Origin of the sequence: Saccharibacillus kuerlensis DSM 22868, from assembly GCF_000378145.1 — a bacterium.
Lineage (GTDB): Bacteria > Bacillota > Bacilli > Paenibacillales > Paenibacillaceae > Saccharibacillus > Saccharibacillus kuerlensis.
The window spans coordinates 48,870-61,934 of sequence record NZ_KB899287.1; the positions used below are offsets into that span (position 1 = coordinate 48,870).

Annotated in this window: 12 protein-coding genes; 1 reads left to right on the top strand and 11 read right to left on the bottom strand. The window is 51.8% G+C overall.

What is annotated here, in order from left to right; translation table 11 throughout:
- Positions 1–10 precede the first annotated feature (10 nt).
- The 10 genes from F456_RS0112565 to F456_RS0112615 all read right to left on the bottom strand — a co-directional run bounded on the left by F456_RS0112565 (position 11) and on the right by F456_RS0112615 (position 11,185).
- On the bottom strand, positions 11–457 hold the full coding sequence (locus F456_RS0112565) for a MarR family winged helix-turn-helix transcriptional regulator (protein WP_026293858.1): 447 nt from the start codon (positions 455–457) through the stop codon (positions 11–13).
- Positions 458–877: 420 nt separating this feature from the next.
- Complete coding sequence (locus tag F456_RS0112575) at positions 878–3,280, bottom strand: ABC transporter ATP-binding protein/permease (RefSeq protein WP_018977392.1); 2,403 nt, start codon at positions 3,278–3,280, stop codon at positions 878–880.
- 133 nt (positions 3,281–3,413) lie between these two features.
- Positions 3,414–4,472 (bottom strand): GGDEF domain-containing protein, encoded by a 1,059-nt coding sequence (locus tag F456_RS0112580; protein WP_018977393.1) that lies wholly within the window; start codon positions 4,470–4,472, stop codon positions 3,414–3,416.
- A 163-nt stretch (positions 4,473–4,635) separates the two neighbouring features.
- Positions 4,636–4,926 carry a DUF6509 family protein gene (locus F456_RS0112585; protein ID WP_018977394.1) on the bottom strand — a complete coding sequence of 97 codons (291 nt, stop codon included), beginning with the start codon at positions 4,924–4,926 and terminating at the stop codon, positions 4,636–4,638.
- Position 4,927: 1 nt separating this feature from the next.
- The gene (locus F456_RS0112590; protein ID WP_040925216.1) at positions 4,928–6,880 is read right to left on the bottom strand and encodes an ATP-dependent DNA helicase; all 1,953 of its coding nucleotides are present in this window, start codon (positions 6,878–6,880) and stop codon (positions 4,928–4,930) included.
- 176 nt (positions 6,881–7,056) lie between these two features.
- Positions 7,057–7,647 (bottom strand): hypothetical protein, encoded by a 591-nt coding sequence (locus F456_RS0112595; protein ID WP_018977396.1) that lies wholly within the window; start codon positions 7,645–7,647, stop codon positions 7,057–7,059.
- A 35-nt stretch (positions 7,648–7,682) separates the two neighbouring features.
- On the bottom strand, positions 7,683–8,519 hold the full coding sequence (locus F456_RS0112600; RefSeq protein WP_018977397.1) for an ABC transporter permease: 837 nt from the start codon (positions 8,517–8,519) through the stop codon (positions 7,683–7,685).
- On the bottom strand, positions 8,516–9,481 hold the full coding sequence (locus F456_RS0112605) for an ABC transporter ATP-binding protein (protein WP_026293859.1): 966 nt from the start codon (positions 9,479–9,481) through the stop codon (positions 8,516–8,518). Before F456_RS0112605 ends, F456_RS0112600 begins: the two co-directional genes overlap by 4 nt.
- Positions 9,482–9,486: 5 nt before the next feature.
- Complete coding sequence (locus F456_RS0112610) at positions 9,487–10,599, bottom strand: hypothetical protein (RefSeq protein ID WP_018977399.1); 1,113 nt, start codon at positions 10,597–10,599, stop codon at positions 9,487–9,489.
- Between the two features lie 58 nt (positions 10,600–10,657).
- Positions 10,658–11,185 carry a sigma-70 family RNA polymerase sigma factor gene (locus F456_RS0112615; protein WP_018977400.1) on the bottom strand — a complete coding sequence of 176 codons (528 nt, stop codon included), beginning with the start codon at positions 11,183–11,185 and terminating at the stop codon, positions 10,658–10,660.
- A gap of 193 nt (positions 11,186–11,378) precedes the next feature.
- Here F456_RS0112615 and F456_RS0112620 point away from each other — a divergent pair, with 193 nt between their 5' ends.
- Positions 11,379–12,389, top strand: a complete 1,011-nt coding sequence (locus F456_RS0112620) for an alpha/beta hydrolase family protein (RefSeq protein ID WP_018977401.1) — start codon at positions 11,379–11,381, stop codon at positions 12,387–12,389.
- Positions 12,390–12,530: 141 nt separating this feature from the next.
- On the opposite strand, the gene F456_RS0112625 is transcribed toward F456_RS0112620, so the two are convergent.
- Positions 12,531–12,977 (bottom strand): CBS domain-containing protein, encoded by a 447-nt coding sequence (locus tag F456_RS0112625; protein WP_018977402.1) that lies wholly within the window; start codon positions 12,975–12,977, stop codon positions 12,531–12,533.
- Positions 12,978–13,065 lie beyond the last annotated feature (88 nt).

Here is a 13,065-nt window from a genome sequence, read left to right on the forward strand (position 1 = left end):
GGAATAAACGCTATTCGCGTTCCATTCCCTTGCCCAGCTTCTTCAGCAGTTCCGAAGCCGTCAGCGTCTCTTCAGCGTTCAAGCCGCTCATAATCTGCTGCACTTCCGCCGCATGTTCAGGGAAAATACGATCGAACAGCTCGCGTCCTTGATCTGTAATCTCTGCGTAAATCACTCGTCGATCACTGGGACTTGGTACTCGCCGCAGCAGCTCACGCTTCTCCAGCTTGTCGATGTTATAGGTTACACTGCCGCTTGTAATCAGAATTTTCTCACCAATCTGCTGCAGTGGGAAGCGTCCTTTGTTATACAGTACTTCAAGGATCGTGAATTCTGATGGCGACAAATTATGTTTCTTCATATCCTTTACCGCACGGTCCATCACATTCTTATAGGCTTTGGAGAGGACAACGAACAGCTTAAGCGCTGCAGCCTCATCGGCCGTATTCTGCGACATATTCCGAATATCTTTTTGGTCTTCTTTGCTTCGTTCCGTCATTAAACTCACCTCTTTGCCTATCGTACCATCTTTCGCATTTCATTTCTTCTTTAATCAAAAAGTCTTTAATTAAAGATAAATCTTTTTTGCGGTTTTGTCAACCTTCCTTTTTTTGATTTTCAACTCCAATAAAAAAAGTCCCTTAAAGGGACTTTACAGCTTTCCGGATCAGTGTTTCTTGCGCATACCTTGGAAAAGACGCATAACCTGTTTGGCGGTGGTAATTACAGTTACGATCGTCCCGACCGTACGCAGCAGCTTTCTCATGGCGCATAACCTCCTTGCAGGGGATGAAGCCGGTTTACGCCGGCTTGCTCTACAGCTTTTTCCCCAAAGAAGCGAAAGACGAAACAGTCTGCTATTTCGAACATTCCGACATCATTCACTGCGCAGTGCAGCAACCGGGTCTTTGCGCGAAGCAAATTTGGCCGGGATAAACCCTCCAAGCATCGTCAACCCGACACTAAGCACGATGAGCATAAGCGCGTGCAGCGGATTGAGCACTGCAACACCCGACAGATCGGTCATCGACTTCAATATGATATTGATTGGAAGGGTCAGCAGATAAGCGATGCCAATTCCAAGCAGTCCCGATGCGGCTCCGATAATAAACGTCTCGGCATTGAATACGCGTGTAATATCTTTTTTACGTGCGCCCAGTGCACGCAGCACACCGATTTCTTTGGTTCGCTCCAGCACAGAGATATAGGTGATAATTCCAATCATAATGAGCGAAACAAATAGCGAGATCGAAGCGAAAGCAATCAATACAACTGTAATGCCGTTCATGATACCGCTCGACAGGCTCGTGACTGTCGCAGCCAGATCCGTGTAAACAATGCTATCTTCAGTACTTTTGCCTTCATTCCAGTCATCAAGATACGCGGTAATTTTTTCTTTGGCATTAAAGTCTTTGGGATACAGCGAGATCGTCGCCGGCTGCGTTAAGGCACCTAGTGCGGCCAGCGCCTGCTCCTGGGTCGTAGCATCGGACGGATCGACGGCAGCACCGGATGAGCCGCCCATCCCTGGTGGACCAAAGCCCGTACTGCCAAACACCGAAAAGACGCCGCTTCGGCTAAAAGGCTGCCCGCTGATCACGTTCACCGCAGAGTTGGCTTCCTGCGCCTGCACCACAGCTGACGATCTGGCGCTTGTGATAAACTGTTCGGTAAGTTCATCGGAGAAGGCAATGCCGGGAGACATGGTTGACATGGGCGAGTCCTGTTTTTGCCGGATGATGCCGGATAAGGTCAGCGTAATCGTCTCTGGATTGTCATAAAGAGCATTCAGGGAAGAGACACCGCCGACACGCTCAAACAACCCTCCTCCTTTGCTCCGGTAAAACAGCTCGTTCGGAATCAGCTTGAACTCCGTGCCGACGATACTGCCGAAGTCGATCGAGGAAGCGTCATAGTCGAAACCGAGTGTCTCAAGCGCGGACGCATCAATTCGATTGTATTCGTCCACTACGAGCACCAGGTCGGTTGGTTCGGCAGGAAATTCCCCTTCTAATACGTCGTATACCTGCTCCAGATAAGTGCCAGTTGTGCCGGCAGGCTTGGACGGGTAGGCCGTAAATCCCGCTTCGTTCAAGTCAACGCTCGATACATTTTCACCCTTTATTCGTTTGAGCACATTGAGGTTAGCTTCACGGGTATAAGAGATCCCATCGAGCAGATCCGGATTGATGTCGTTCAGATAGTCCAGATACTCTTCGGTGATGGTATTCCTATGCAGTACCGTATTTAAAGCCCGATTGTACGGATATACCTGCATCTCCTGCGGAAATTCGGGCATTTCCGTCCGATCGCTGCCTGGAGTGCCCGGCGGTGGCTGGGTAAAATCGATATTCGCTGCCGTTCGGCTGATCGTTACAGGAAAATTGGACAGCGCACCGGATTCGTACTTGCTGATCTGCTTGTCGAAGCCGTTTGACAAGGCAAGAATGAGCGCAATACCGATAATGCCGATACTCGAAGCAAAAGCCGTGAGTGCTGTTCTCCACTTCTTGGTCGCAATGTTGCGTCCGGATAGTTTGAGGGCGGTCAGATAGCTCATGGCCGTCTTTTTCAACCGATAATTCGTCGAAGCGCCTTCTCCATCCAGCGGATTACTGTCCGATACAACCTTTCCGTCTCGAAATTGTACAATTCGGTCAGCGTATCGCTCGGCCAGCTCGGGATTGTGCGTAACCATGATTACCAGCTTGTCTCCCGCAATCTCACGAATTAAATCCAGGATTTGGGCACTCGTAGTCGTATCCAGCGCACCGGTCGGCTCATCGGCGAGAATGATATCGGGATCATTGGCCAATGCTCTGGCGATCGCTACCCGCTGCATCTGTCCACCCGAGAGCTGGCCCGGTTTTTTATACATATGATCTTTCAGTCCGACCCGATCCAGCACTTCCTCCGCTTTCTGTCGTCGAACCGACGATTCTATCCCGCTAAGCGTCATCCCCATTTCGACATTGCCGACGATACTCATGTGAGAGATCAGATTATAACTTTGAAAAACAAACCCGACACTGTTATTGCGGTATGCATCCCAGTCGGAGTCTTTGAACGATCGGGTTGACTGTCCATTGATCAAAAGGTCGCCTTCATCATAACGGTCGAGTCCGCCGATCAAATTAAGGCATGTGGTCTTACCCGAACCGCTAGGACCCAATATGGCAACGAACTCGCTTTCTCGGAATGTCAGGCTGACCTCGTCCAAAGCAGTCTGCGTAAAATCGCCGGTTGTATACCTTTTGGAGATATGTTCAAGATGAAGCATAACCGATCACCCTCTCCTCGCGCAGCGCCGAATTTCTCTTAAAGTCTCCCATTATCGTAGCACGTTCGGGATAAGCATTCATCTCGGGCAAATTTCGGACAAAAAAAGAGAGCCTCCAGAGAGGCTCTCTTCACTACACGGCCATAATCCCGCGGTTGCGACCTTCCTGTTTGGCCCGATACAGCGCTCGGTCTGTCTGTTCAAACAGTTCTGTCTCGGAAAAGCGGGAAGACAAGCCGATACCGACCGAGATCGTCACGTTAATGATTCGTCCGTCCGGCAGCAGAAATGGAGACTGTTCGATCTGTCCGCGCAAATTTTCAGCAAAATCGACAGCCTGTTTTGCATCGCATGGAAGAATAACGGCAAATTCCTCGCCTCCCTTGCGCGAAGCATAACCGGTCTTGCGAACCGAATTCCGGATGATCTTGCCGAGCTGCTTCAATACAGCGTCGCCGGCCGGATGTCCATAGGTGTCGTTCACCTGCTTGAAATGATCGATATCGATCAGCAGCAGCGCAAATGGACTGTTCGAAGCAGCCGCAAGACGGTATCTTGTCTCGAATCCGCGCGAGTTGTAGAGTCCTGTCAGGAAGTCGTGTTCAATCTCCCGCTTCAGCGCTTCCTGCATTTCCCGCGTCATTCGAAGGTAGCGCAGCATCAGGTAGGTGAACACGCATCCGGCTGCCTGAATCATGGACAATGCCAGCACCAACGGAATATCCGAAGTGCCAAGCCCATACAACAGCAGAACGCAAACAAGTACCGTAGCCCCCAACGTAGTGAAAAACCATTTCCGTTCAAACGATCCTTTGACCAGAAAAGCGGGCAGCGTCACAAGATACATTAGCATAATCGCCGCAAGACCGAAAAGCGATTCGGGAGTCAGCCCGCCGGCAATTAGAAGACGTCCTGCTCCCATTACAACCGAAGCAAGCAGAGCTATCCAGGGTCCGCCTATGAACGCCGCTGCCATAATAGACAATTGACGAAAATCAAGGAGAATTCCATTTGGAAGTTCAAAAGTAAACAGCATCTGAAGAACGCCGAAAAACCCTAATACGATGCCGGATAATTGGTTCAGCAGTTTTGGCTTTAATGCGAAGCGAGCCTGCAGCATATTGCGAGCCATGTCTCCGAAAAACAGAAAGGTGGACAGCAAGCAGAAATTGATAAATAAGTCTCGAATCATCGTTTTCTCTCTCCTTGCATGACCACGAATTAAAGTTCTTTCTTATATTATCGGAAAAAATCGTTCTTTTTTAAACAATAAGCTTTCAAAAGCAAACGCCCGGATCTCTTTTTTAAAAAGAAATCCGGGCGCTTTCTTATTCTCCTTCGCCAGTGGACAATCTTTATTCGGCTTCGGTATAATGTGCCGCGCAGAACGCTTCCGTCTCTTCCAACTCGTCGTCTTCAAGATCGAATTCCAGCACTTTTTGCGTAGAACGTTCGATAATCTCGTGCTTGATAATCTTCTTCTCTTCACCGTTCACTGCATAGATCAAGCGCAGCAGCAGTCCGTGCGGCGTATAAAGTTCATCTTCTTCATCCACTTCGAACTCCATGATGAACTCATAACGCTCTCCCTGCACGATCCCGAAGGCATCGCGAATTTTCTCAACCGTATACTCTGTAAATTCCATATTATTTCTCCTTTGCGGCGCTCTGCGGCAGCAAGCTGCTTACACGTTCGCGCACATCCTGTTGTTGTAGAGCTTCTCCAAAAATATCGACTCGCCCACGGTCCCCGCTTGTACGGATCAGTCGGCCAATGCCCTGACGCAGTCTCAGCAGCATGGAAGGCATGTCCACTTCGCCAAACGGATCGGCAGATTCGCGCCGCTTGGCGGCGAATACCGGATCGTTAGGCGGGAACGGAAGCTCCCAGATGATGACATGATTGAGCGAATTGCCGGGAACGTCGAGTCCTTCCCACAGGGTAACGGCGCACAGATTGACGAACGTTCCGTTCTGGAACTCGGAGATTAATCGGCTGATTTCCGCGTCTCCCTCGTACAGCAGCGGGAATTCCGCAAATTCAGGACGGGAATCGGCTTCCATACGGAATCGTTCCATCTCTTCACGCGACGGGAAGAGCAGCAGCGAACCGCCTTCGCGGCGCTGCAGCGCTTCAAGTACGAAGTCGACTTTGGCCGTGATCGAAGTCTCCGTGTGCAGCGAAGCGATCATGCTCTCTTCGTAGTCGTACGGCGAAGCAACGGAGAACGACAGGTAGTCGCTTACTCCAAGACTGTCCGCAATATACTCGAACGACTCATCCGCAGACAATGTCGCCGAAGAGAAGAGGATCGGCATCTTTTTGCCAAAGACACGTTCGTTCAGAATCTCCTTAACCTTCTTCGGCATCAGCACGAGGGTCAGATCGCCGCTGTCTTCCTGCGTCCAGCAGATGAGCTCAGCCGGATTTCCGAAAAGCGCAAGAGCGGTCTGCATCATCTCCAGATGTTCCTCTACAATGCGCAGCTGGTATTCGTCCAGACTGAACATCCCGCTCTCGAACACGATCTCTTCCTCGATCGCATCGACAGCGGATCGGAAATGACGGACAGCGGTCATCAGATCGCCGGACAGCTCCAGCTCGCTGCGGACCGAAGCCGGTACCGGCGAACTGTAGCGAGCCAGCTGCTCGAACAGAATATCGCTGCGTTCAATCGCCGTTTCGACCGCCAAAGCCAGCGATTCGCGGACCTCTCCTTCAAGAAGACGGGTCACGATCGATTCGAATGCGGAATGCTTCAGCTTGTAGGTCAACGCGTTCTGGGCAGCTGTCTCCAGCAGATGACCTTCGTCAAATACGACAGAGCTGTGCTCAGGCAGCAGCGGCAGCTGGCCTTCGCGCTTGCGCGCTTCGAGGGTCCATACATGTTCCATGTAGAAGTCATGCGAGCACACGATCAGATCAGTCGCCTTGCGGTAATAATCGCGCGACAGCGTCTGACCGCAGCGGTGACGCCGCGGACAGATCAGGCAGTCCTGGAACACGTCCCAGCCTACTCGATCCCACTGCTTGTCGTCGAGCTCAGGGTAGTCTTTGCGGCTTCCGTAAGGGTGGAACGCCTGCAGCGTATCCGGGAAATGCACGAATGAAGGAAGCTCTTCGTAAATCTCCTGAAAGACCTGTTCGTCTTCGCCCGGTCCGCGTACTTCTTCCAGCTTGTTCAGACACAGATACTGATCCTGCGACTTGCCAAGCCGAACATCAATGTTCAGGTCAAGATGCCGTGCGATCTTGGCGATATCGCCTTCCGGCTTCACCAACTGCTCGATCAGCGATTCATCGGCGCAGGCAATAACAGCAGGCTTGCGGGTATATCTGGCATGCAGCGCGGCGTACAGCAAATAAACAAGCGTTTTGCCCGTACCGACACCGGCTTCAGCGAAAATGGTTTTCTTTTCTTTATAAGCGCGCTCCAGTTGAAAGGCCATGAAGATCTGCTCGTCACGCGTTTCAAAACCGGCTTCAGGCAAAATATCATAAAAAACGTCCGCGATCCAGTCAGATGCCTGGTCCAGGAACGGCGCGGCAGGATCAAATGCAAACGGATAGGTAGTGGTCAAATCGGTAATAGCCTCCATTGAACTGACGGATTTGGCCGGGATTGCTGCTTGGTTCCCAATAAAACAAGGCCACCCTTCATTATAACCGGAAACAAGAAGTTTGGCGAGCTTTTCGAAAAATAAAAAAACCGCTGCCCTAAACGATAGGGAAAACGGTTGGGTACAGCCGCTTGGGCTGTTAGATTGCTATTATCTTAATGTTTCGAAGGTTTGCGCATAGACTTGTCCGGCTGTTCATCCATCTTTTCTTTGGCCAGCAGCTCGTCGACCGTATCCCAGCGGTGCCGGAACTTCTCCAGCCGCGGGTGAGGGCGCTCAGGTGCGTCATCCAGCACAAGCCGGATACGCACAATCCATTCCTCAAACGTCGCGAAGGAAGCGAACCGGTTGGCGGTATCGGAGGTCAGGTACAGGAACAGCGGCGACGGATACTTCTCATCCATGAATCGAAGTGCGGCTTCGAGCGGCGTATACTTTTTACGTTTGCCGTCCCAATTCTCTACCGTGATATTGCGCATAATCTGCTGATCACGCCGCCATTCGTGCAGCCGGTCGTCCCTCTTATAAAAAGCGCTGGCGGTTTCGCCTGTCAGACGCTTTACGGTTGCTTCATGCAGAGGATACAGCACAAGCTGCGAAAATGAACGGGAAGCTGCGGCCTGCGCGGCCGTTTCCAGCTGTTCATCCGTAATATGTTCAAACGAATCGTAGAAAATCAGCGTTCCTTTGGTCGTCCTTTTTGCGGGTTCGGTCCCGAACGGAATTTGATACGTTTGTCGGCCCATGCTCCATTCCCCTTTTCGATCGGAAATTGTACAGGTTAGAAGTCCTTTCTTCTAAATAACCATAATCCGAGCGCAAAAGCAAAAATCGTGAATATGACCGCATATCCGACAAACAAATTTGACGGCGGACTGCCTCCGGTGAGAAACGGAATCGTCTGGCCGGCCCCCTGCGTCAATATATACTGCATGCGGCGGTTCAATCCGTCAGCAGGCATCAGCAGCGACAGCAGTGCCCCGATCCGCGATAGGGTCTGCTGAACGTCGGGTTCGACAGGCAGCACGCCGCGTACTTTTTCCACCATACCGCCCAGCCAGCCTGCTCCGTACAGCATGGTCATAAAGACGCCGTTGCCGATGCCGGAGAACAGCGTCGAACCGAGCATGGAGGCGCTGATCAGTGCCGGAACAGTTCCCAAGAACAGGAGGAGCGATATGCCAATGTCATGATAATTCCGCGACATGCCGGCGTGAACGCTCGTAATCCATACAATCGCGACAAAGAGAAGCAGCGCGTAGGCCCCGATCAATGACACATAGCCAATCCAGCGTCCAATATACCATTTCCAGCGCGGAATCGGCCGAGTCAGCACGGACTGAAGAACACCCTGTTCCGCTTCGCCGGAAATGACTGAGAACGAACTGAAAATCGCCAAAAACGCTACAACAAATCCCCCGAAAAAGAATCCGAGCGATAGAATAGCGCTTCGACGAACGAATTGACCCAGCAGATCCATACTTCCGCCTTCATCAAGTGCTACCGTATCCGCAATAAACCAGAATACAGCCAGAAACAGCGCAGTCAGCACAAGCGTAATCAGCAGCATTTTGCGGCGCAGCATTTCTTTCCATGTTGCCGTGATGATTGTGTTCATCGCCGTTCCCCCCTCTGATCCCGTCCCGATACGGTCTGCACGAACCAATCTTCAAGTTTCTCCCGCTGCATGGCAGATTCGTACAGCGTCATGCCCTGCTCCACAATCAGCATGTTCAGCCGTCCTGCCTGATCCTCATTTTCCAGTTCCGCTTCCAACCATACCGGCGCATCCCATTCCGCTTCGCTGTCTTTTTCCGGATAGGCAGCTCCAATATTCAAGCCGCTCTCTTCCTGCAGCCATTCCAGCAGAACGGGCGAAAATCCGCCGACTTTGAATCGCCAGCGGACTTTCACTTTCAGCATTTCCTCAACAGAGCCTCCACGGATCATGTCGCCGTTCAGCATCAGCGCCATCTGATCGCATACCGTTTCGACATCTTCCATCAAGTGCGAATTGAGAAACAGCGTTTTGCCTCTCTGCTTCAGCTCCAGCAGCAGTTCCCGTACTTCGCGGCGTCCTACAGGGTCCATGGCCGACGACGGCTCATCGAGAAACAGGATATCCGGATCGCCGAGCAGCGCACAGGCAAGTCCCAGCCGCTGCTGCATGCCTTTTGAGTACTGCTTGACCCGGTCGGTTCCGCGCCTGCCGATTCCGACTTCATCAAGTCCGTTTCGAATACGCTTTTGCGCTTCTTCTCCCTTGATCCCAAGCAGACCTGCATGCATCTTCATCACTTCTTCGCCGCTGAGCCATTCCGGATAGCGGTACAGCTCCGGCAGATAACCGATCCGCTGTCTGGCTTCGAGCGAACCGATCGGATGTCCCAGAAGCGATCCGGCTCCGCCGCTCGGCTTCACCAGCCCAACCAGCGTTTTGACAAAAGTACTTTTTCCTGCCCCATTGGGACCGAGGAAGCCGAAGGCTTCCCCTTGTCCGATTGTCAATGTGATATTCCTGCAGCCGCGTCCGTTATCGTAAATTTTGCTTAATTCATGAGTTTGAATAGCAGGAGTCACTGGATTCACTGAGCAGCCAGTCCTTTCACGAAGTTAAGGAATCCTTCTTCGCCGCCTTTAAAATTCACCTGCGCGTTAAATTCGAACAGCTGTCCATCCTTCATCCAGAAAGCGGTGCGTGAATAGGAATCTCCCTGCGTATAGGTTACTTTAACGCCCGAAACGTCCATACTCTGTGCTTTGCCGTTTGCGTACAACGGCAGCGGCAGTTTGCCGCTCGATACTGCCGCCTGCTGCAGGCTTTTTTTCAGGTCCTGCGGCAGATAAGGGAAGTTGATCACAGCATTCATCGTTTCTTCTACCGGGAAAGATTCATCGAATTCGACAGAAGGCGTTTCGGATTGGCTGAGAACGGCCCAATTGTCGTCATTTTCATGGAAATCGTAGTAAACCGAAGCCGGATAGGTCAGCGTAATTGCCTTGTTGTCCGCTTCCTGCGGGAACAGATGGTCAGCGCCAAGGCGATTGAGCGTTTCGTTTACGGCTGTCACATTGAGTCTCATCTCCGTTTGGGTGCCGACGGATGCATTTAATGAGCCTTTTTCTCCGTCAGGGCCGATAATCGGTGTATATCCAAGCTCATCTCTGATTTCTTCGGCAGTAGCATCCGGCGAGAAATTGCCCACTCCCGTACTGGTGAATGTCCCATACAGACTTTCCGTGGCGGTGCTTTCGCCGGCATCATAGACCATCTGGATCATGTTATCCAGCTCCGTTTCCTGAATGAGCACAACATCCTGCATCGTGAATTTGTTCAGAATTCCGGCGAGTGCGCTGTTACCGGCCGGTGTCACCGCCGTAATTACAATAGCTGCAGCTGCCGCGGCTGCGGCCAGACGTGCCGCGATCTTCCGGTTTTTCTTAGGCATAGGCACGACCGTCGATCTCGAAGGCTGCGATACCGATTGCGCATCTGCTCCAACTGCAGCCGCAATCTTTCGATCGCTCGGCACAGCGCCTAGCGTCTTGTTATTTTCATCCAATTCTGCGCTTCGGGCATCCCATGTCGCCCATGTCGGGTTAACCGGTTCCTGACGCAGTCGCTCTTCCATCTTTGCCCAAGCTTCTTTCGCCCGTTCTTGCTCCTGCTCCTGCTCATGTCCATTGATATGTGTCATGATTTATTTCCTCCTCGTAATGTTAAAATGAAATTTCGCTTTTTCGCCTGCGCCATTTTTACAATTTCAATCCGTTCGGCTTGCCTGCAGCGCGTTTGCGGAGCTTATCAGCTGCCCGATTCAGCAGTGATCCGACTCTTGGCGGGTTGACCGAAATTTCTTCGGCAATCTCCGCATAACTGTAGCCGGAGTAACGCAGCATCAGCGCCTGACGATCACGTTCCGGAAGTTCTCCAAGCAGCTCCGTTATCTCTTCACGCTCTTCGCTGCGCACCAAAGCATCTTCGCCGCTTTCCCACGTCTTTTCCCGGTCAAAGTACTGCTCCTGTTTCTCCCGCAGCTTTCGCTGCCGGACCAACCGATCGGTATGATCGTAGGCGATGCGGGTAAGTACCCGATGCAGCCAGGCGCCGATCACTCTCGGATCATCCGGGGGGTTGCGATACAGTCTTAGAAAGACTTCCTGAGCCAGATCTTCCGCCGCTGCTTCGTCCTTGACCATTGCGATCAGTTTGCGACGTACGCCGGGATAATATTCGAGAAATACCGCGCGAAATGCGTCGGATTCCGTATTAAAATTGTCCATCTGTGAACCTCCTTCGAAGTGCGGCCGCTCTTCATCGCCGTATATACACTGGAAAGACGCGGGACGTTCAAATTTTGTATCGCTTCTCCAGAAAAAAATTGTAAAAGTCGAAATCGCCCGCTGTTACCGTTACAATAGCAAGAGTGATCCTACGACTATACTATCCGGCGCTAAAGCGCGAAAGGAGCTGCGTATGATTTATCGGGTAACTTATTTGTCGGACGGACTCCGCGTGGCTGGCTATGTAGCGCTGCCGCCGGAACTTGCAGCCACTGAAGAAGACATTGCAGCTTTTCTGCGGCGGGAGTGCGGAGACGACGGGCTGACTGCACAAGCTGTCGCTTGTATTATGCCCCAAGCGGTGGAGATGGCCCGACGGGCGATGCGCTGTGCACCAGACTATGCACGCGGCGATATTGTAACGATCGATTCGGACGAAGTTCACGAGTCCTGTGCTTATGAAGCTGATATCCAAGCGAATCCCCAATCAAAGGGCGAAGAATGGCATCATGTAAAACTGCACCATTCCGAACAACCTCTCACAAAGAAATCAACTTATCCTGTATTTGTCTACTGCCGTGGAGGAATCGGGCGAGTCGGACAGGTGCAGCTCAATTGGTTGGCTGAATTTGCTTCTTTTGGACATATTGTAATAGCTCCTTGTTACCGTGGGGGCGAAAGCGGAGTCGGGCACGACCGATTCGGCGGAGCCGATCTGGAGGATTCACGAGTTGCAGTGCGCCTTGCACGAGCCATTCCATGGGCCGATCCGCAGCGCATTGCCGTAATGGGCTTTTCGCGCGGTTCAATCAATGCGACCGATGCCGCTATCCACGAACAGGTTTCGCAGTTGATTCTGTGGGGCGGCTTGTCGGATCTTGCCCAAACCTATGAAGAACGTATCGACCTGCGGCGTATGCTGAAGCGAGTCGTCGGAGGTTCGGCTTATAAAGTGCCAGACATTTACCAGGAACGTTCACCGATTCATATGGCCCGGCAGTTAGAATGTCCGGTGCTGATCATGCACGGCACGAAGGATGTTCAAGTCCTGTATGAACATGGCAAGCATATGTACGAAGAACTGCAGCGACTCGGCAAACCGGCAGTTCTGGCCCGGCTTGAAGGGATGGAACATCATGTTCCTCATAACATTCGGCTGCGCGTGCTTGCCGGAATGTTCCGATGGCTTGATCAGGAAGCCTGACAAAAGATCAAAAAGACCTCGTTTCCCGCACAATGCGGTAATGAGGTCTTTTTTTTAATACCGGCTTGCTGCTTGTACTTTTTCTGTCCTTGTTCCTGCAATCGGATCTTCATTCGCCAAATCGATACACTCTTGAATTTCTTACAGGTCTGTTGGCTGCACGACACCAAAGAATCGGCCTTCACGCGTGACAATGATTGCCTCTTGACGCGTTCGCGCAGGGCGCGCTTCCGACCATTCACGTACAACACGAACCGACGTTTCAAAATCGACCGTCAGCGGATAAAGGCTCATCAGTCGGCTGACTGGAAGCTCATACAAATGCTCCGCTTCGTATTCCGCGTTCATCTGAATATAAAAGGCATCGCTCATCACAAGACCGACCGAACGCTGTTTGGCGTCGCAAATAACGATACAAGCTTCCTGCTGACGCTCGGAAAGCAGACGCAGCGTTTCTCCACAAGTCGCGGTATCGGACAGAACCGGGGCCGGAGCAGCCAGCATTCCGATTCCCTCCATCATCTTTCCATGATCTTCACTGCTATTTACGCCAAAAGGGCGGATCGTAGTTTCTTTGATAAAAGTCATTATGTAGAACTCCTCTCGTTTGGAGCTGCAGCGACAGTCAGCGATGCAGCACTTACGGGTTCAGTAAGTACGCTTACCTTACTTTATC